This is a genomic window from Blochmannia endosymbiont of Camponotus pudorosus, from assembly GCF_059934925.1.
On the sequence record NZ_CP011793.1, the window covers coordinates 328,776 to 349,719 of the forward strand.

17 protein-coding genes and 1 tRNA gene are annotated in these 20,944 nt (G+C 25.4%); 11 read left to right on the forward strand and 7 right to left on the reverse strand.

What is annotated here, in order from left to right; all coding sequences use genetic code 11:
• Positions 1-68: 68 nt before the first annotated feature.
• The 8 genes from mreD (at position 69) to Bpudo544_RS01530 (ending at position 10,504) form a co-directional block, all read left to right on the forward strand.
• Positions 69-551, forward strand: a complete 483-nt coding sequence (mreD, locus tag Bpudo544_RS01495) for a rod shape-determining protein MreD (protein ID WP_500825576.1) — start codon at positions 69-71, stop codon at positions 549-551.
• Between the two features lie 278 nt (positions 552-829).
• Positions 830-2,311, forward strand: coding sequence for a metalloprotease TldD (gene tldD, locus Bpudo544_RS01500; protein ID WP_500825577.1), 1,482 nt, complete (start codon positions 830-832; stop codon positions 2,309-2,311).
• Positions 2,312-2,463: 152 nt separating this feature from the next.
• Positions 2,464-3,804: a metalloprotease PmbA gene (pmbA, locus tag Bpudo544_RS01505; RefSeq protein ID WP_500825578.1), complete on the forward strand. Its 1,341-nt coding sequence runs from the start codon at positions 2,464-2,466 to the stop codon at positions 3,802-3,804.
• Positions 3,805-4,140: 336 nt separating this feature from the next.
• Positions 4,141-6,468, forward strand: a complete 2,328-nt coding sequence (lon, locus tag Bpudo544_RS01510; RefSeq protein WP_500825579.1) for an endopeptidase La — start codon at positions 4,141-4,143, stop codon at positions 6,466-6,468.
• Between the two features lie 411 nt (positions 6,469-6,879).
• The gene (gene apt, locus Bpudo544_RS01515) at positions 6,880-7,431 is read left to right on the forward strand and encodes an adenine phosphoribosyltransferase (protein WP_500825580.1); all 552 of its coding nucleotides are present in this window, start codon (positions 6,880-6,882) and stop codon (positions 7,429-7,431) included.
• 72 nt (positions 7,432-7,503) lie between these two features.
• Complete coding sequence (gene dnaX / locus Bpudo544_RS01520) at positions 7,504-9,150, forward strand: DNA polymerase III subunit gamma/tau (RefSeq protein WP_500825581.1); 1,647 nt, start codon at positions 7,504-7,506, stop codon at positions 9,148-9,150.
• A 19-nt stretch (positions 9,151-9,169) separates the two neighbouring features.
• Positions 9,170-9,658, forward strand: a complete 489-nt coding sequence (locus Bpudo544_RS01525; protein ID WP_500825582.1) for a DNA polymerase III subunit gamma/tau C-terminal domain-containing protein — start codon at positions 9,170-9,172, stop codon at positions 9,656-9,658.
• A gap of 174 nt (positions 9,659-9,832) precedes the next feature.
• Positions 9,833-10,504, forward strand: coding sequence for an adenylate kinase family protein (locus Bpudo544_RS01530; protein ID WP_500825583.1), 672 nt, complete (start codon positions 9,833-9,835; stop codon positions 10,502-10,504).
• Between the two features lie 109 nt (positions 10,505-10,613).
• Here the strand turns inward: Bpudo544_RS01530 and Bpudo544_RS01535 are convergent, their stop codons facing one another.
• Entirely contained in the window at positions 10,614-11,366 is a 753-nt protein-coding gene (locus tag Bpudo544_RS01535) for a UDP-2,3-diacylglucosamine diphosphatase (RefSeq protein WP_500825585.1), read from the reverse strand.
• Between the two features lie 287 nt (positions 11,367-11,653).
• On the opposite strand from Bpudo544_RS01535, the gene cysS reads away from it, so the two are divergent.
• Positions 11,654-13,081 carry a cysteine--tRNA ligase gene (gene cysS / locus Bpudo544_RS01540; RefSeq protein WP_500825587.1) on the forward strand — a complete coding sequence of 476 codons (1,428 nt, stop codon included), beginning with the start codon at positions 11,654-11,656 and terminating at the stop codon, positions 13,079-13,081.
• Between the two features lie 81 nt (positions 13,082-13,162).
• Here cysS and folD read toward each other — a convergent pair whose 3' ends face one another.
• Positions 13,163-14,014 (reverse strand): bifunctional methylenetetrahydrofolate dehydrogenase/methenyltetrahydrofolate cyclohydrolase FolD, encoded by an 852-nt coding sequence (gene folD, locus Bpudo544_RS01545; RefSeq protein ID WP_500825589.1) that lies wholly within the window; start codon positions 14,012-14,014, stop codon positions 13,163-13,165.
• Between the two features lie 184 nt (positions 14,015-14,198).
• Here folD and Bpudo544_RS01550 point away from each other — a divergent pair.
• Positions 14,199-14,272, forward strand: a tRNA-Arg gene (locus Bpudo544_RS01550).
• A 192-nt stretch (positions 14,273-14,464) separates the two neighbouring features.
• Positions 14,465-15,442, forward strand: a complete 978-nt coding sequence (locus Bpudo544_RS01555; protein WP_500825590.1) for a DMT family transporter — start codon at positions 14,465-14,467, stop codon at positions 15,440-15,442.
• A gap of 174 nt (positions 15,443-15,616) precedes the next feature.
• Here Bpudo544_RS01555 and rodA read toward each other — a convergent pair whose 3' ends face one another.
• The 5 genes from rodA to Bpudo544_RS01580 form a co-directional block, all read right to left on the reverse strand.
• Complete coding sequence (gene rodA, locus Bpudo544_RS01560; protein WP_500825592.1) at positions 15,617-16,732, reverse strand: rod shape-determining protein RodA; 1,116 nt, start codon at positions 16,730-16,732, stop codon at positions 15,617-15,619.
• Between the two features lie 45 nt (positions 16,733-16,777).
• Positions 16,778-18,625 (reverse strand): peptidoglycan DD-transpeptidase MrdA, encoded by a 1,848-nt coding sequence (gene mrdA / locus Bpudo544_RS01565; RefSeq protein WP_500825593.1) that lies wholly within the window; start codon positions 18,623-18,625, stop codon positions 16,778-16,780.
• Positions 18,626-18,732: 107 nt separating this feature from the next.
• Positions 18,733-19,062: a ribosome silencing factor gene (rsfS, locus tag Bpudo544_RS01570; protein WP_500825594.1), complete on the reverse strand. Its 330-nt coding sequence runs from the start codon at positions 19,060-19,062 to the stop codon at positions 18,733-18,735.
• 208 nt (positions 19,063-19,270) lie between these two features.
• Positions 19,271-20,302 (reverse strand): DNA polymerase III subunit delta, encoded by a 1,032-nt coding sequence (holA, locus tag Bpudo544_RS01575; RefSeq protein WP_500825595.1) that lies wholly within the window; start codon positions 20,300-20,302, stop codon positions 19,271-19,273.
• A 52-nt stretch (positions 20,303-20,354) separates the two neighbouring features.
• On the reverse strand, positions 20,355-20,942 hold the full coding sequence (locus Bpudo544_RS01580; RefSeq protein WP_500825597.1) for an LPS-assembly lipoprotein LptE: 588 nt from the start codon (positions 20,940-20,942) through the stop codon (positions 20,355-20,357).
• Positions 20,943-20,944: the final 2 nt, after the last annotated feature.

The window sequence follows — 20,944 nt, forward strand, 5'->3', positions numbered from 1 at the left end:
ATATATCTAACATTAGTATATTATATTTAATATATAATTATTAAATTTTATTTAATTAAAAATGTATAATGAATAGTTTTTATTTATGTAAATGTAAAATATGGAAAATTTATTGTTCTTTTATTATTGCAATAATGCTGCAGTGTATAATGTTGTTTATAACAACATGGAGTTGTCAACCCACTTGGATTCTGATGCTATTAATTTATTGGATTATTATATTTCCAAATAAAATGAATATAGGTACTGGGTTTATATTAGGAATATTAACAGATTGTATATTTTTTTCTACCATAGGAACACATGCTTTATCCTTTAGCATAATTAGTTATTTAGTTGTACGAAAATCATACATATTACGTCATATGTCTGTATGGCAACAATCTTTTTTGGTATTGTTTTTTTCTTTAATAAATCAAAGCATTAAATTTTTAATAAAGTTTTTAATAATTAAAATTTCGTATTCTCCAGAAATTTTTTGGAATTGTATTTTAGATTTTATAATATGGCCAATTATAGTATTTTTAATGCGTAAAATATATCGTTTTTAAGTAAAAATTAAAAATAATTATTATACTAAAAAATTAAGTATATATTGATAGTATATTTAAGTAATATATTGTGTTTTACATTAAATAAAATATTTTAATACTAATTAAATTATCATGATAAGTAATTGAGTTATTAGAGTTTACAAATATAATTAACTGGTTTTACAGAAAATTAGTTGTGTTATTTATAGTTATACACTATTATAATGTACGTATTGTGCTAGGATTAATCTGACAGAACATTATTATGTTATTTATTCCAATAAAACAGAGGTATTATGAATAGTATAGAATTTGTTAGTCAACAAATTTTAGTTCCTAACAAATTAAAGATTGATGATCTTTTATATTTATTAGGAATGACAGATGGTATTAGTATAGATTATTCAGATTTATATTTTCAATTATGTTTCCGTGAAAATTGGATTTTAGAAGATAAGATCATTAAATCTGGATCTTATAATATAACTCAAGGAGTTGGAATACGTGTAGTAATAGGAGAGCAAACGGGATTTTCTTATACTAATAAATTAACTTTAGATTCTTTAACATGTAGTATGCGTGATGCTATCGATATTACAAATTCTAATAATTGTAAAAATGTAGTGGTTTGCAATAATAAACGAACAGGAACATTTTTTTCTAATACAAAAGCAAAAAAAAATACATATTTAAATATAAATCCATTATCTAATATGTCTAATGAAGAAAAAATTGATTTATTAATGAGAGTAGATAAAATTGCTCGAAGTGAGCATTCGTATGTTAAAGCAGTACAAGCAAATTTATCAGGGACATATGAGCAAGTTTTGATTATTGCTACTGATGGAACTTTAAGCGCAGATATACGACCATTAATTCGATTGTCTATATTGGTTCAAGTAGAAAATAATGGAAGAATAGAACAAGGTTATAGTGGAGGAGGTGGAAGAAGTGGATATGATTATTTTTTAAAAAATATTGTTCAAGGAGAATCTTGCATTGATTATTGGACTAAAAGTGCTGTTAAAATGGGTTTAATGAATCTTCAATCCATATCAGCTCCTGCTGGGACCATGGCAGTAGTATTGGGTCCAGGATGGCCAGGAATATTGATACATGAGGCAGTAGGACATGGATTAGAGGCAGATTTCAACAGAAAAGGAAGTTCTGTCTTTTCTCAGAAAATTGGTAAAAAAGTAGCTTCTGAATTATGCACTATAGTAGATGATGCTACTTTTGAATTATCTAGAGGATCATTAGTGATTGATGATGAAGGGGTACCTGGCCAGTATAATATTTTAATTAAAGATGGTGTGTTGCAGGGGTATATGCAAGATAAGTTAAATGCTAAATTTATGGAAGTATGTTCTACAGGGAATGGAAGAAGAGAATCTTATGCAACTTTACCTATGCCACGCATGACTAATACTTATATGCTTCCTGGTAAATCAACGCCAGAAGAAATTATTAGTAGTATTGATTATGGGGTATATGCTACAAATTTTGGAGGAGGACAAGTAGATATCACTTCAGGAAAATTTGTTTTTTCTACTTCTGAAGCTTTTTTAATAGAAAAAGGTCGGATTGGTAATCCTATAAAAGGTGCTACTTTGATTGGATCAGGAATTGAAATAATGAGAAATATTTCTATGATAGGTAATGACTTATCTATGGATTCAGGTATAGGCATATGCATAAAAAATGGACAACATATTCCGGTTAGTGTAGGTCAGCCTACTATAAAGTTAAATAAGATTACTGTAGGAGGGACAATTTAATTTTTTAAATTCTCTTTAATTGTTCGTTTTTTATTAGCAAAACAGTGTTATCGATGAAAACAAATACTTCATTCATCCTAATTTTGTTGAATTTTTTTGTTTTGTATATAACAACTTTTATAGTTTATTCATTATAGTAATGAGAGGTCGATATGAGTTTAATGAATGATATAGAACAGAATGATTTTTTTTTAAAAAAAATAGCTAATCGAGCTCTACAATTGACAAATCAATGCTCTGAAGAATCAGAAGTATCTATAGTTAAAACCACTGGAATTAATGTAAGTACTCGTTATGGAGAGGTTGAGAACATAGAATTTGATAATAATGAGATATTAAAAATTACTGTATTTTTAAAACATAAAAAAGGAACTGTCTTTTCAAATAATTTGAATGATCAATCTATAATAAATTTAGTTAATGCTGCAGTTAATATCGCTTGTTGTGCCTCTGTAGATTTATATTCTAGGATTCCAGATAAAGAATTATTAGCATTTTATCCTAAAGATTTAGATTTATGTCATCCGATTGCTTTTGATGTTAAATCAAATATTCAGCTTGCATCTAGAGCAGAAAAAACGGCTTTAAAATATGATCGAAGAATCGTTTGTACAGAAGGAGGCAAATTTAGTAATCATATTACTACCGTAGTTTGTGGTAATAGTCATGGTATGTTGAGTAGTTATAGTAGTAGTCAATATTTTTTATCCTGTAATGTAATTGCTGAAAGTAATGGATCTATGGAACAAGAGTATGCATATACATTAAGTAGAGTTTTTGAAAAACTACATTCACCAGAATGGGTAGGGGAAGAATGTGCTCGACGGGTATTAACTCATTTAAATTCAAGAAAAATAAATACAACAGAATCTCCAGTTTTATTTGTTTCGGAAGTGGCTGTAAGTTTGTTTAAACATTTTTCTGATGCTATTAATGGTAATAATATTTATAAAAAATCAACTTTTTTATTAAATGATTTAGGAAAAAAAATTTTTCCTGATTGGTTTTTTATTAAAGAAATTCCTCATGTTTATCAAGAATTAGGTTCTGCGCCGTTTGATGATGAAGGGGTACAAACATTAAATAAATTGATTGTGAAGAATGGTATTTTAAATAGTTGGTTATTGAATACTTATTCTGCACATAAACTTGGATTAAAAAGCACTGGAAATTCTGGAGGAATATATAATTGGTATGTTATTTGTCAAAATATTACTTTTACAGAACTAATAAAAAACATGGATTGTGGATTAATTGTAACTAATATTATGGGACAGGGAGTAAATATAGTTACTGGAGATTATTCAAGAGGAGTTTCTGGTTTTTGGGTAAATCAAGGTGAAATTCAATATCCAGTGAACGAGGTTACTATTTCCGGTAATTTGCGAGAAATGTTTTCAAATATTCATGCTATTAGTAATGATATTGAAACTCGAAGTAGTATTCATTGCGGATCTGTATTAATTCATTCTATGAAAATAGCAGGAATTTAATTTAAATAGAATTAAAAAATCTTTCGAATTTATTGATTAAGCACATATAGAAAATGTTTTATAAATTTATTTAGCGGATATTTAAAAAATAATTTTTACCATTTATATAATAATTAATTTAAAAGAATAAAAATTATATAAAATAAAACACACAGCATTATATTATTATAATATAATGCTGTGTGTTTTATTTTGTTTTTAGTTGAGACTAAAAGTTGAATATAATTAATATGTCCCCATATGTTAAATATCTGGTAATTAAACACAATGCAACTAAATAAATAGTATTTGAATTTTTATAATTTGCTCACGCAAATTAAAAAGGATAGCTGCTCTATGAATACTAAGCAATCTACGCATATAGATATTCCTGTGTTACCGTTGCGTGATGTGGTAGTTTATCCACATATGGTAATTCCTTTGTTTGTTGGTCGTGAAAAATCAATAAAATGTCTGGAATATGCGATGAATGGGGATAAGAAGGTTATGTTAGTAGCTCAAAAAGAAGCGTCTAATGATGAACCTGGTATTAATGATCTGTTTTTAGTTGGGACAGTATCTATGATATTACAGATGTTAAAATTACCGGATGGAACAGTTAAGGTATTAATGGAAGGATTGATGAGAGCTCGTATTATTGAATTAGTAGATGTTGGTAATTATTTTAAAGCTAATGCAGATAATTTTGAAATTATAGAACTAAATGAAAAAGAAAAAGAAGTACTAATAAGAGCTGTCATTCATCAATTTGAAGGATATATTAAACTTAATAAAAAAATTCCTCCTGAAGTATTAACATCTTTAAATAATATTAATGATGCTGATCGTTTAGCAGATACTGTTGCTGCTCATATACCTCTAAAATTAAATGATAAGCAATCAATATTGGAAATGTCCAATATTACTGAACGTTTGGAATATTTAATAGCAGTTATGGAATCTGAAATGGAATTGTTACAAATAGAAAAACGTATTCGCAATCGAGTTAAAAAACAAATGGAGAAAAGTCAACGAGAATATTATTTAAATGAACAAATAAAAGCTATTCAAAAAGAATTAGGAGATATGGATAATATTATTGATGAAAATGAATCTATAAAAAGACGAATAGAATCATCTAAAATGCCTAAAGAAACTCGGAATAAAATAGAATCAGAATTTCAGAAATTAAAAATGATGCCTCCTATGTCTTCAGAAGCAACGGTAGTCCGAGGATATATTGATTGGGTATTATCAGTACCTTGGCATGCTAAAAGTAAAATGAAGAAGGATCTTGTAAAAGCACAAGAAAGTTTGGATAAAGATCATTATGGGTTAAAACGAGTTAAAGATCGTATATTAGAGTATTTAGCTGTTCAAAATAGAATAAATAAAATTAGAGGACCTATTTTATGTTTAGTAGGTCCTCCAGGAGTCGGAAAAACATCTCTTGGAAAATCTATAGCTAAAGCCACAGGACGTAAATATATACGTATGGCTTTAGGAGGAATGAGAGATGAAGCAGAAATTAGAGGACATAGAAGAACTTATATTGGATCTATGCCTGGAAAATTAATACAAAAAATGTCAAAAGTTGGAGTTAAGAATCCTTTATTTTTGTTAGATGAAATTGATAAAATGTCTTTTGATATGCGTGGGGATCCTGCATCTGCTTTATTAGAAGTGTTAGATCCAGAGCAAAATATTGCTTTTAACGATCATTATTTGGAAGTAGATTATGATTTATCTGATGTCATGTTTGTAGCCACTTCCAATTCTATGAATATTCCTAATCCTTTGTTAGATCGAATGGAAGTAATTAAATTATCTGGATATACTGAAGAAGAAAAATTTAATATAGCTCGTCAACATTTATTATCTAAACAAATAGAACGTAATGCTTTAAAGCCAGGAGAATTAATAATTCAAGATAGTGCTTTAATCGGTATTATCCGTTATTATACTAGAGAAGCTGGAGTACGCAATTTAGAGAGAGAAATTGCTAAATTGTGTCGAAAAACAGTAAAAAATGTATTAATGAATAAACATATTACTTGTGTCACTATTGACGATAAAAATTTAAAAGATTTTTTAGGAATACAACGTTATGATTGCGTTCAAGCTGATCAAGAAAACAGAATAGGGCAAGCGACTGGATTAGCTTGGACTGAAGTTGGAGGAGATCTTTTAACTATTGAGACAGTTTGTGTTCCTGGAAAAGGAAAGTTAACTTATACTGGATCTTTAGGAGAGGTAATGCAAGAATCTATTCAAGCAGCTTTGACTGTAGTGCGTGCTCGAGCAGATAAATTAGGAATTAATACCGATTTTTATGAAAAAAAAGATATTCATGTCCATGTTCCGGAAGGAGCTACTCCTAAAGATGGACCCAGTGCTGGAATTGCCATGTGCACCGCTTTAGTATCTTGTTTAACCGGGAATTCTGTTAAAGCAAGTGTAGCAATGACTGGAGAAATTACTTTAAGAGGTCAAGTTTTGCCAATTGGAGGTTTAAAAGAAAAATTATTAGCAGCGCATAGAGGAGGAATTAAAACTGTTGTAATTCCCTATGAAAATAAGCGAGATTTGGAAGATATGCCTGCTGTTGTTGTGAATAATTTAAATATTTATCCAGTCAAACAGATAGATGAAGTATTAAGGTTAGCCTTACAAAATTCTTTTTAAAACCCAAGTGTTAAGAATAAGTTAATAATTACAAACATTTTGTTTGTTAATAATTTTGGAGATTTTAATAAAACTGTAATGAATAAGCGTCTTTTTTTTGTTTTTAAGTAATATTTTGTTATTATTAATGTTTAATCAGTCAATTACTAAAATTAATCTTATAATTATAAAAATATTGCAAGTATTTTTAAGAATTCATTTATAAGCTTTATTATTAATAGTAGTAAATTTAATAATATTTAAATTTATTATACTGTAATAATATATATTTTATACATATAAAAATATTAAAATATAAGATAACATAATGACCTACTATATATCTATAGAAATACATATCTAAAAAATTTTGAGTAATTTAATATAACAAATTTTGTTGTGTCTCATTATTTGAAATATTGGATAACAGGTATGATAAATATTAAAAGTCAGCAATTAATGTTAATTAAAAATAATATCAAATTTATTCCAAATTACCCAAAAAAAGGAATTGTATTTAGGGATATCAGTACATTACTTGAAAATCATCATGCATATTCTACAAGCATTACTCTTTTAGCTCATCATTACAAAAATTATCAATTAACTAAAGTAATAGGAATAGAAGCTCGAGGATTTTTATTTGGAGCACCTTTGGCTTTAATATTAAAATTAGGCTTTATTCCAGTACGTAGAGCAGGGAAATTGCCACGTAATACTATCAATGAAAAATATATTTTAGAATATGGGACAGGATGTTTAGAAATACATAAAGATTCTATTGTACCAGGAGATAAAGTTTTGATCGTAGATGATTTACTTGCCACTGGGGGTACAATTGAAGCAACCGTAAAATTAATTAGACGATTAGGAGGAGAAGTGCATAATGCTGCATTTATAATAAATTTAGAGTATTTAGGAGGCAAATTATTGTTAAAAAATATTGGGGTTAATTCTTATAGTTTAGTTGCATTTTCTGAATAAAAAAGATATTATTTTTGATTTTTATATTAATTAATAATTTACATATATTAAGTAATTTTATAGAAAATTTTTATGATTTATAAAGTACTCGCGTTAAAATGGAGACCTAAGAAATTTTCAGAAGTGGTAGGCCAATCGCATATTACTAAAGCAATGATAAGTAGTTTTAAGTTAAATAGGATTCATCATGCTTATATATTATCTGGAACAAGAGGATCTGGAAAAACTACTATAGCTCGATTATTTGCAAAAGGATTAAATTGTAAACTTCAAACTGAATTTAGTGATGTATGCGGTCAATGTAAAAATTGCTTGAACATTGAATCAGGATGTTTTATTGATTTTATTGAAATAGATGCAGCTTCTAGATCTAAGGTAGAAGAAACCCGAGAATTTTTAGATGATGTACAATATACTCCATCTCAAAGTCAATTTAAAGTGTATTTAATTGATGAAGTACATATGTTATCCAGACATAGTTTTAATGCATTACTTAAAACACTAGAAGAACCTCCTCACCATGTAAAATTTATTTTAGTCACTACTGACTATCAAAAGTTACCAGAAACTATATTGTCTAGATGTTTGCAGTTTTATTTAAAACCTTTAAATATTTCTCAAATTAAGACACAACTTCAGTATATTTGTGGTAAGGAAAACATTACTATTGATATACACGCATTAGAATTATTAGCTTATTCAGCAAAAGGCAGTATGAGAGATGCTTTGAATTTATTAGAGCAAGCAATTATTTTAGGAAATCGTAATAGTGTTACTACCGATATTATTAATAATATGCTTGGAATTTTGAATATAGATAGCTCTGTATCTTTAATTGAAGATTTAATTTATGGTAATATAAATAATTTAATGGATAAAATTGATCAATATTCAAATTTAGGGATAAATTGGGATTATTTTTTTTCTGAAATATTAACTATTCTTCAAAAAATAGCAATTAATCAATTTGCTTCATTTTCTATGCAACAATATAATAATAATGAATCAAATAATATTAATAGTCGAATGCGTAGTTTAAGTAATCATATATCTCCTGAAACTGTACAATTATATTATCAAATTTTTTTATTAGGTCGAAAAGAATTACCATATGCACCTAGTTATCGCATAGGAACAGAAATGACTGTTTTAAGGGCATTAGCTTTTTCTCCAATTAATATAAAATCAAAAAAAAATAATAAAAATGATATTAGTAAATTTTCAGATAATTTAAATCATCATACACATTCTATAAAAAAAGTGAAAACTCATTTAAATTCATTAATAACAATTAATGATAAAATTAATCTGAACAAACCATCAATTTCTGATGATTGTAATGCAAATGAAAATATTATAGATTCAAAAAAAATGAAATATGATGATAATTCTAAAATATTTGATATAAATCTGAAAAAAATGATACATGATAATTCTGATAGTATGAATAATAAATCTCATTATCATTCTACTACTGAAATTTCTGATAATAAAGTTATTCCTAAACCAGCAATTTCTTCTAGTACTGCTTCTAAGATATTAAAAGCTCGATCGAAACTAATTGATTATCATAAAAATTATGATAAATCCATTAAAATTAAATCTGAATTAAATAAAAATGTTGAATCTCAGAAAAAACTAGAAAATATATTAAAACGATTTTCTAATATTAATATAAAAGTTTTTACACATGATTCTGAGAATATAAAAAAAAAATAATAAAAATTTACTAACACAAGTGATATCTGAGACATTTAACGACAATTCGACTACTATAAATTATAGACTACATTCAAATTTTAAAAATCCTGTAAACACTATTATACAAGACATATTTCAACAAGCGGTAAAATTTGATCCATGGATATTACAGATATATCAGTTATCTCTATTAGAAGCTAAACAGTTACTTTTAAGCTCTTGGAGAGAAATATTTGATGGTAATAAAATTCGATTACATTTATTAACTTGTTTTCAATATTTATATTCTAAAGATTTACATAATTTCATACAAACAGAATTAAATAATATTTTTAAAATACCAATGCAATTATCTATAACAACAGATAATGATTTTTTAAAAAAAACACCAATAGAGTATTTATGTTCATTATATATAAATAAAATCAATCAACTAAAACAAAACATTTTAACTGATCCATATGTAAAAATAATTCAATCTTCTTTTGATGCTAATTTTCATGAAGAAGATATTCAAATTTTTTAAGACATTCAATTGTGATTATTTGAAATGTTATTCAAGTTTACACGTTTAGTTATTAGTTAATATAGTTTTATTTAATATAAATAGGATTAAATTTTAAAATGATTAAAATTATAAAGATTAATAATTTCATAGAAATTATTAAAAATATTAATAAACATATTTAGATGAATTATCATGATACGTATTATATTTTTTGGTCCTCCTGGGTCTGGTAAGGGAACTCAAGCTCATTTAATTGCAAATTTATATAAAATACCTAATATTTCTTCAGGAGAAATATTAAGACAATCATTTGTATGTAATGTATTTAAATTAGATTCAATACTTTCTAATACTAAGAATGTAATAGATTCTGGAAAATTAGTAAGTGATAAATTAATGAGCAAATTAATTTTTAATCGTATACGAAATAAAGATTGTCAAAATGGTTTTATAATTGATGGATTTCCTAGAACAATAAATCAGGCTATAGCAATACAGCAAAATAATATTTATATCGATTTTGTAATAGAATTTCATATGACAGATTCTGCAATTATTGATCGAGTAACAGGAAGACAAATTCATTTGCCATCAGGTAGAATATACCATTATAAATATAATCCTCCTAAACGTCCCGGATTAGATGATTTTACCGGAGAAAAATTAATTGTTCGGAAAGATGATAATAAAGAAATAATACGTCAACGATTAATAGAATATTATAAGTATACTGCTCCACTTTCAGAGTATTATCAAGAACAAGCAAAAAAAAACAATATGAATTATTTTATTATTAATAGTAATCAAGATATTAGGACAGTCTATAAAGAATTAATCAATATCATTAATTCTTATTTAATTTAAAATTAAATAAGAATTAATGATATTTTTTATAGAGATTAATAAAAATATTAGTAATTTCGATATATAAAATGCTACATATTTTAAATATAACTAATGTTTAAAATAGTTTTTAATGATCCAAAGGAAAGCACATTAAGGTTATTTTACCATTTTTATCATCTATTTTTATTGCTGATCCATATTGATTCCAGCAACCTAACACTATCCGCTTTAATAAAATTCCATTTTTTTTTCCTGTAGATAAATAAATATTATGAATAGTTGGTTGATGTGTATGTCCATGAATCATAATTTGTGCTTGGTTTTGAATTAAAATATCTATTACTTTTTGAGTGCTAACATTTAATTTTTTTTTAGATTTGTGTTGTTTATATTTTGTGCAATAAGAACGTGCAATTTTAAAAATCCACAAACGTAAAGATAAAGGCAAAGATAAAAATAACCTTTGAATTATACGATTATACAAAAACATTTTTAATCGTTGATATGATTTATCATATATACATAAACTATCTCCATGTAACATAACTATATTATTACCTGATGGTAATTTTAATATTTGATTATCTGGTAGTAAAATCATTCCACAAGAATTAGCATACTTTTTCCCTAACAAAAAATCTCGATTACCTCTAATAAAATAACATGGAATTTTTTTTTTGTTTAATGATTGTAAACTCTTAGCAATATCTGCATACATTAAATTTTGATGATCATCACCTAACCATATTTCAAATAAATCTCCTAAAATATATAGAGCTTGTGCTGTAGTAGCGTGAGTATGTAAAAAATTTAAAAATCCATTAAGAATTTTCGGTTTTTCGTTACACAAATGAACATCTGCAATCAATAATATTGACATATTACTTAATAATACACATACTTTTTTTAAAATTATAAATAGATAACATGTAATAATACCCTCTTTATTGCAAATTAAAACAATATTATATTATATGGTTAAGTTAAACTGATGTAAATTATTAGCTACATTAGTCTATATATTATTGTTTATTTATATACTTATATAAAAATATATTAACTGTTATCAGTATTAATTGAATATTATATTATTAATGACATTATTATATTGTTATATATAATATAAGATATTTTATTTTTATAAATTATAAGTAATGGACAAATATTATGTTAAAAATTTTTAATACTTTAACAAAAAAAAAAGAAATTTTAAAACCAATTAGTTTTAATAAAATAAAATTATATGTTTGTGGTATTACTGTGTATGATTTATGTCATTTGGGGCATGCTAGAACATTTGTAGTATTTGATATGATAGTACGTTATTTAAATTATTGTGGATATCAAGTTGAATATACTCGCAATATTACAGATATAGATGATAAAATTATAAATCAAGCCTTTAAAAATCACGAAACTATTATACAATTAACAAATCGTATGATTCAAGAAATGTATATAGATTTAGATGCTTTACATATATTAAGACCTAAATATGAACCGAAAGTAACAGATTATATTGATAAAATTATTGATTTCATTCATTTGCTTATAAAGAAAAAATACGCATATATTACATTTAACGGTGATGTAATGTTTTCAATAAATTCTACTAATAATTATGGAATTCTATCTCATAGAAAAAAAATAATTAAATTCGATAATATATGTGCAGATGATAATATAATTAAAAAAAATTCTGAAGATTTTGTACTATGGAAATCTTCTAAATTTATGGAACCATACTGGATAGCTCCTTGGGGTAAAGGAAGGCCAGGATGGCATATTGAATGTTCTGCTATGAGTCATGATATTTTTGGGAAGAGTATAGATATTCATGGAGGAGGATCGGATTTAATTTTTCCACATCATGAGAATGAAATAGCTCAATCTGCTTGTGCTTATAATATTAATCCTAATTCTTATGCAAATATATGGATGCATGTCGGTTTATTATCATTAGGGCATGAAAAAATGTCAAAATCATTAAACAATTTTTTTACTATACGTGAAATTTTGAAAAAATATGATCCTGAAACTGTACGATATTTTTTATTATCAGCGCATTACAGACGTCAATTACAATATAATGATAATAGTATGAAGAGTGCACAGTTATCATTAGAACGTCTTTATATTTCCTTGCAAGGAGTTAATCCAATAATTCAATCTACCAATGATAAAGAAAAATATTTTATATCAAGATTTATTGAAAAAATGAATGATGATTTTAATACTCCTGAAGTTTATTCAATACTTTTTGAAATGGCACATGAATTAAATAAATTAAAGAATAAAAATTGTTATGCACACGCACAAAGATTAGCAGCACAATTAAAATATTGTGCAAATATTTTAGGAATATTATATCAAGATCCAGAAATTTATTTGAAATACCAATCTTCAAGAAATAATAGTATTATTGATATGAAAAATATTCAGAAGTTAATTCAAATAAGAGAAAAGGCTCGTAAAAAAAAAGAATGGAAATTAGCAGATAAAATACGTACACAATTAAATACTATAGGAATAACATTAGAAGATAAATGCGATGGAACAACTAACTGGAGATATCATTGGTTTAAAAAAGAATAAAAATAGGTATTATTTTAATAAATTAATTAATAATTAATTTAATTTATTATAATTTTAGTTATATATAAATAAGATAAAAATTCATAAATGATTATAATAAGCTTGCAAAGTATTTTGAATTAAAGTAGCTACTGTCATTGGCCCAACACCACCCGGGACAGGAGTAATATATGCTGCCCGTTCATAAGCACTAGGAAAGTGTACATCTCCTACTATACTTCCATCATCTAATCTATTGATACCCACGTCAATCACTATAGCTCCTTTTTTTATCCAATTTCCAGGGATAAAATTAGCTTTACCAATTGCGACAATTAATAAATCAGCATTTTTAATGTACAATTCTAAATTTTGTGTGAATTTATGTGTTATAGATACAGTACATCCTGCCAATAACAATTCCATCATCATGGGTCTGCCAACAATATTTGATGCGCCAACTATTACTGCATCTAAAATAAACATATCTATATTATATCGTTGTAATAGTGTCATGATACCTTTTGAAGTGCAAGGTCGTAATATAGGAGATCGCTGACATAATCGACCTATATTATATGGATGAAATCCGTCTACATCTTTATCAGGAATGATGTGTTCTAAAATTTTAATATCATTTAACTTTTTTGGTAATGGGAGTTGAATTAGAATGCCATCTATACGATAATCATTATTAAGAGTTTTAATGAGTTGTAATACTTCTTTTTCAGTGGCTGTTATAGGTAATATATAAAGAAAAGATATAAATCCAACTTGTTTGCATGCTTTTTCTTTATGAGTTACATAAATTTTAGAAATCGGGTCATTTCCAATTAAAAGCATTGCTAATCCTGGTGCTCGTTTTCCCATATTTATATTTTCATAAACTTGTTTAGCAATATTTTGTTTAATTTTTTCAGCAACATATTTACCGTCGATTAATTTAGCATTCATTTTTTTAATAACACACCTGTATAATAGAGTACAGTGATATATGACATATAAAATATGTATATATTATATACTTAATTTGAAAAACGTATTTATATACTTATAACAATTATATTATGTAATATATAAACAGTAGAATTAAAAATGTTATATAATAAATTAATAGAAATATATAATATGTATGCGTGCGCTCTTAACTCAAAAGGATAGAGTAACGGCCTTCTAAGCCGTAAGTTATAGGTTCGAATCCTATAGAGCGCATTTATTTACTATTATTTATACATATAAATAATAGTCAAATTGTTCTTAACAAGTAATTTTTAGATTTATATTGATTTTTAAAAAATAAAGTATATATAATAAATAATTTTTAAAATTGTTACTTTAATTAAGTAATGGTAACTATATATTAGATATTTTATTATATCACTATAGTATAGTAGTATAATTATAATGATTTTAGGAATCGTTTGCGCTGTAATATCAGGATCATTGTGGGGTTTAATTTTTATAGGTCCACTGTTGGTACCGGAATATCCTGGAATATTACAAGCTTCAGGTCGTTATATAGCATTTGGGTTAATTTCATTACCATTATCATGGATTAATAGAAAACATTTATGCAAATTATTACTAACAGATTGGATAGAAGCTACTAAATTAGTAATAGCTGGGCATTTAATATATTATACTTGCTTAGCTAGTGCTATTCAACGAATAGGAGCGCCTATTTCAACAGCTATTATTGGAACGTTACCTATAATGATTACAATAAAATCATATATTGTTGCTAATAATCATCAAAAAAAAAATAATAAAAAATTATATAAATTTTCTATTGTTATCATGCCTGTTATATTAATTGGAATAGGATTGTTATGTGTTAATATTGCTGAATTAAAATCTGAATGTCTCATTAAATATAATTCTTTAGAATATATATTTGGGGTGGTTTTAGCAGTAATTTCTGTGATATGTTGGTCATGGTATGCATTAAGGAATGCTTATTGGTTAAAGACTCATCCAAATAATAAGCCTGTTACTTGGGCTAATGCTCAAGGAATAGTAACTTTACCATTATCATGTTTTGCATATTTTATTATATGTTTATATTCATACTATACAAAAGATGAATTTGTATTACCATTAGGTCCTCGTCCATTTTTTTTTATTTTTTTAATGATTTTAATTGGTTTTTGTTGTTCTTGGTTAGGAACTTTTTTTTGGAATGAAGCAAGTCAAAGATTACCAACTACTTTGATTGGATCTGTAATTGTATTCGAAACAATAGCAGGTTTGGTATATGCTTTTATATATCGTCAATTATGGCCATCTCCGTTAATTTTATTAGGAATGACTTTATTAATTTTAGGAGTGTTTTCTGTATTATATATTCAAAATTTTAGAAATGATAATTATCAAAAAAAATGAAAATTACTTTGCTATTATAAAAATAATAGGACTATTCATTAATTTAAATAATTAATATTATTCATTATATAAAAATGGTAGTACATGAAACACAAAACAATAGTATCATTTATCTTTAATATTTTTAATAAAATTAAATCATTTTGTAAAAATCATATATATTCCTGATAACTTTTATAAGGTTTTTGACAGCATTTTTCGATGGCTATGTATAGACATGATACATCCAAATTCTGCCATTAGCACTAGTAAAGAAGATCCTCCAAAACTCATTAAAGGCAAAGGTATCCCCACTATTGGCAATATACCAGTGACCATTCCTACGTTCATAAAAATAGTTAGAAATAACATCAACATGAAACTACCTATTATTATTCGTCCAAACATATGTTGCACATTAATTGCAATAATAAACCCTCTTAATATTATACTTAAATATAATATAAATAATATAGATATTCCTATAAATCCAAATTCTTCTCCAATTACTGAAAAAATAAAATCAGTATGACGTTCAGGCAAAAATTCTAATTGAGATTGAGTACCGTGCAACCATCCTTTTCCAGTTAAACCTCCTGAACCAATAGCAATTTTTGATTGAATAATATGATATCCTGATCCTAGAGGATCAGTTTCTGGGTTCCATAACATAGATATTCTAATTTTTTGATATGGATGCATAAAACAAAACCATAATATAGGAATACATGCTAAAATTGTTAGTAATATAATTATTATTAATTTCCAACTGATCCCAGATAAAAATAACACAAATAGTCCAGAGCTAGCTGTTAAAATAGCAGTACCTAAATCTGGTTGTAATAATATAAAAACAGTAGGAATAATAGTTAGTAGTAATATTATAAAAATTATTTTAATAGAAGGAGGATATTGGCCTTTATTTAAGTAATACGTTGTTACTAGCAGAACAGAAAATTTAGATATTTCTGAAGGCTGAAATTTCATTAACCCTACATCTAACCAACGTTGAGCTCCTTTACTAACATGTCCTGTAATATTCACTAAAATAAGTAGAATAAGACATATATTGTATATATATGGCGCATATATTTCATACACTTTCGGCGGTATTTGTGCTAATGAAAACATTATTATAAATCCAATTATAATCTGAATTATTTTTTGATGAATTATTTCTATATTTTGTCCGCTTGCACTCCATGTGATAAAAATACTGCATAATAAAATACAAAAAATTAATGAGAATAATATTAAATCTATATGAAATGTTTTAAAAGAGATATTTTTTCTGTAAATATTTTGATTCATTATGAAAATGATTGTTTATTAATACAAAGTAAAATATTAAAATTTTTATAATAAAATATAATCAAATATTTTTCTAGTGATTGTTCCAATAGGCATATCCACTCCTCCATTTTCTAAAATGATGACTATAGCCACAGTAGGCTTATCATAGGGAGCGAAAGCTGTCATTAATTTATGGTCTTTAAGATATTTAGAAATTTTATTAGGATCATAATTTTGATGATTTTTTAATCTAAATAATTGTGCTGTACCAGATTTTGCTGCTGCTTTATATGAAGCATTAAAAAAACTATTTCTTACAGTCCCATTAGGACGATTAGCTGCTCCAAACATTCCATCTTTGGCTATTTTCCATACATTTGATGTAGGATCTCCTACTTGATTATGTTCAATTTGATTATATGAAATAGAATAATTTCTATTCAATAATATACGATTCAATAAATGAGGTACACGAACATTGCCATCATTAATCAAAGTTATTAAAGCTTTAGACATTTGAATTGGAGTAGCAGTCCAGTATCCTTGACCAATTCCTACAGATATTGTATCTCCTTGGTACCAAGGTATTTTAAATCTTTTTATTTTCCAATCTCTATTAGGCATAACTCCTGTTAATTCTTCAAATAAATCGATTCCTGTATATTTTCCATATCCAAATTTTGTCATCCATTCTGATAAATTATCTATCCCCATTTTATAAGCAATTTGATAAAAAAATGTATCAGAAGATTCTTCTAAAGCTTTAGTGATATTTAGTTCACCATGTCCCCATCGTTTCCAGTCTCTAAATCGTTTTTCAGAACCAGGTAATTTCCACCAACCTGGATCAAAAAAAGAAAAATTTTTGTTTATAACTCCTAAAATTAATGCAGATACTGAGATATATGGTTTTACAGTAGATGCTGGAGGATATACACCTTGAGTAGCACGATTTAGTAAAGGACAATCATGATTTTTTAGTAAAAGATAATATTCTGATTTAGAAATACCATTGACAAATAAATTTGGATCATAGCTAGGATGAGAAACTAACGCTTGAATTCCGCCATTTCTAGGATCAATTACTATTACAGAAGATCGGCTACCTACTAATAATTTAGTAATATATTGTTGTAAATGTGCATCTAAAGTTAATAAAATATCTTTTCCTGGTATTGGTTGTTTTTCATATAATTTTCGAACAATTTTTCCACGATTATTTACTTCTACTGCTCCATATCCTGGAGTACCATGTAAAATATTTTCATAATAACGTTCAATACCTAATTTTCCAATATTTTGAGTTGCTATATATTTTGAATATGTACCGTTTTTATGTAATTGTTGTATGTCTGATTTATTAATCTTGCTAACATATCCGATAACATGAGTGAATATAGATCCATATGGATAATAACGAAGTTGATATCGTTTTATTGTTACTCCATTAAATCGAAATTGATTTACAGCAAATCGAGCTCGTTGTTCTTCTGTTAATTTAATTTTAATAGGGATTGGTATGAATTGGGGATAACGTTTACATTCTTTTTTAAATTTATTAATGTCTTCAGCACTCAATTGTAGTAAAGATTGTAATTCGTGAAGAGTTTTATTTAAATCTAAAATATGTTCTAAAGTTATTTCTAAATAATACACAGTACGGTTCATCGCTAATGCTATTCCGTTACGATCATAAATAATACCTCTTTTTGGAGAAATAGGTATTATTTTAATTCGATTTTCATTAGAGCGCATTGTATATATATGAAATTGTACTATTTGTATATTATATAAATGAATGAATAGAATACTAACTATTATTATAATAATACTAAATGCAACTATTATTCGTTGTATGAATAGTAATTTAGCTGAATGATCAGAAAAAATTTGAAATTTATGAGATTTCATTCAAAATTGTTATGTATTATCAAATAATATATTTGTAAAGAATATTTAATTGTATATATTAAAATTTAGATGTATGTTGATTTTTCATTATTTTTAAAAATATAATACTAAATCCATAATTTTTCTAATTCATATAATTTTCGAGTTTCATTTTTCATAATATGTATTATTATATCATTTAAATCAACTAAAACCCATTCTCCAAACTCTATACCTTCTATTCTGTAAGATTTTTGAAGGCCTATGTTACGACATTGTTTTACTATATTATGAGCAATAGAAATAACATGATGTCTGGATTGGCCAGTGCATAAAATCATTAAATTTGTAATACTATATTTATATTTGTTAGTATTTATCTCTAAACAAATAATATCTTGACCTTTTAAATCATTAATACAATTAATCACAAATTGTTTTAATATTTCAAATTTCAAATTTCAACATTCCTTTTAAAATATTTGTATAACTTTTTGATATAATCATAGCGATATCATTATAATATAATTTTTATTATTAAATGTTTATTAATTTACGTAATTCAAAAAGATCACATAATTATATCTATATATAGATATAATACATCATATTTTTATTACTATTATAATCAAAAGATTAAATTATTATCAAATATCTGATTCTTAGTTAAATCATGTTATTGTATTTATAACATAATATTTCTATTAATAATTCAAAATTTATTTTAGAAACTTCTGTATAATTTTGATGATATCTTAGTTCCATTTGCGTTAATAATGATATAGCTTTATGTAGTTGAATGAAATTCAATCTATGAATTGCCTTTGATAAAAGTACACGATGATATTGAGTATATATCTTATATTTATTAAATAATATAGGTAATATATTTCCCTGTATTTTAATATCATGTTTAATCTGAATTATTATTAATATTTCATGTTGAATTTTATGTAATAATACTTTTAAATCAATATGCATTTGATCTAATTGTGTTAAAATCCGATTTGCACGTTTTTTTTTACCTATTAATACCGATTCTAGCCAATGATTATAATTAAAACAAGATGAATCTACCGTAATATTTTTAATTCGATCAAAAGTTAAATTTCCGTCAGGAAAAATTAGAGATAGATGTTTTAATGTTTGTTTTAATAAAATAGTGTTGCCTTCATAATAATAGCATAATAATTGACACGCTAAATTTTCTATAATTAAGTTCATGTTTTTAGATTGATTTTGTACCCATGTCAATAGTCTTGAATATTTTAGTGTAGTACAGTTTATCAATAAGCTTTTTTTCTTAAAAAAGTTCACCCATATATTATTATGTTGAATGATCTGATTAGATGTGTATATAATTAGAATTAATATTAGATTATCATGAATTAATGATAACAAAATTGAACTATTTTTTTCAAAATAAGAAACAGGGTAATTTTTAGAAAAAAGTATTGATAATACTTTTAGTTTTGAAAATAAATCAGTTATTTTGCATAATTCAAAGATTTCATTCCAATTGAAATGTGTGTTTAATCTAACTTGAAAATGTTCTAAATTGTTTGATTTTTTGATTGTATTTAAAATGTATAAATGACTATCTTGTAATAAACATAAGTCATCTCCACATAATATATATATACGATTATTGTTTTTATTTAATTTTTCAGATATTTGTTCCGGATATATCCAAATCATACAGTTTTTAAAAATTAATTAATTTATATAAATATTTAATACAAATATTTTATTATTGTTTATGTTTACTAATACAATTAATAAATTGTTTTGTTAGTTTATATGCTACATCTTGATACATTTCTTCTAGTATTTCATTTTCTTGTATTAAATTAGATAAAGCTTTTTCTGGATTTTTTATAAAGTTTCTATATGTTTGAATCAAAACAGGATAATAATTAACTTGATGAGGAATAAAAAATTCGGCTTGTATTTTTAAAATTATTTGATATTCAGATTCTATCCCATTTGGAAATACAGAAACAGTCATATGTTTTTTTGAAATGTGCATAATATTTAAACTGGGTACATGTGATGTGTAATTTTTATTTATGAAAGTAGTATTATCATATATATTGTCAATAGTATCTATATTATTTATATACAATTCTTGTTTTATATATCGAATAATTGAATTAAATGGATCAGAACTTTTTAGCAAAATTGTCAATCGTTTGTTTTTATCAATTTCAAAGTTGTTTGCATTACATATATCATACGTATTTGTAGAAATTAATTGATAATTACATCCTGAAAATAATATTAATAATATATAAATATCTATTTTTAAAAAAAATAAAAGATTTTTTATTAAAAACATTG

Excerpts from the sequence above, each read along its gene's own strand:
- mreD (WP_500825576.1), top strand. The coding sequence starts at position 69 with ATGAATAGTTTTTATTTATGTAAATGTAAAATATGGAAAATTTATTGT.
- tldD (WP_500825577.1), top strand. The coding sequence starts at position 830 with ATGAATAGTATAGAATTTGTTAGTCAACAAATTTTAGTTCCTAACAAA.
- pmbA (WP_500825578.1), top strand. The coding sequence starts at position 2,464 with ATGAGTTTAATGAATGATATAGAACAGAATGATTTTTTTTTAAAAAAA.
- lon (WP_500825579.1), top strand. The coding sequence starts at position 4,141 with ATGAATACTAAGCAATCTACGCATATAGATATTCCTGTGTTACCGTTG.
- apt (WP_500825580.1), top strand. The coding sequence starts at position 6,880 with ATGATAAATATTAAAAGTCAGCAATTAATGTTAATTAAAAATAATATC.
- dnaX (WP_500825581.1), top strand. The coding sequence starts at position 7,504 with ATGATTTATAAAGTACTCGCGTTAAAATGGAGACCTAAGAAATTTTCA.
- Bpudo544_RS01530 (WP_500825583.1), top strand. The coding sequence starts at position 9,833 with ATGATACGTATTATATTTTTTGGTCCTCCTGGGTCTGGTAAGGGAACT.
- Bpudo544_RS01535 (WP_500825585.1), bottom strand. The coding sequence starts at position 11,366 with ATGTCAATATTATTGATTGCAGATGTTCATTTGTGTAACGAAAAACCG.
- cysS (WP_500825587.1), top strand. The coding sequence starts at position 11,654 with ATGTTAAAAATTTTTAATACTTTAACAAAAAAAAAAGAAATTTTAAAA.
- folD (WP_500825589.1), bottom strand. The coding sequence starts at position 14,014 with ATGAATGCTAAATTAATCGACGGTAAATATGTTGCTGAAAAAATTAAA.
- Bpudo544_RS01555 (WP_500825590.1), top strand. The coding sequence starts at position 14,465 with ATGATTTTAGGAATCGTTTGCGCTGTAATATCAGGATCATTGTGGGGT.
- rodA (WP_500825592.1), bottom strand. The coding sequence starts at position 16,732 with ATGAATCAAAATATTTACAGAAAAAATATCTCTTTTAAAACATTTCAT.
- mrdA (WP_500825593.1), bottom strand. The coding sequence starts at position 18,625 with ATGAAATCTCATAAATTTCAAATTTTTTCTGATCATTCAGCTAAATTA.
- holA (WP_500825595.1), bottom strand. The coding sequence starts at position 20,302 with ATGATTTGGATATATCCGGAACAAATATCTGAAAAATTAAATAAAAAC.
- Bpudo544_RS01580 (WP_500825597.1), bottom strand. The coding sequence starts at position 20,942 with ATGTTTTTAATAAAAAATCTTTTATTTTTTTTAAAAATAGATATTTAT.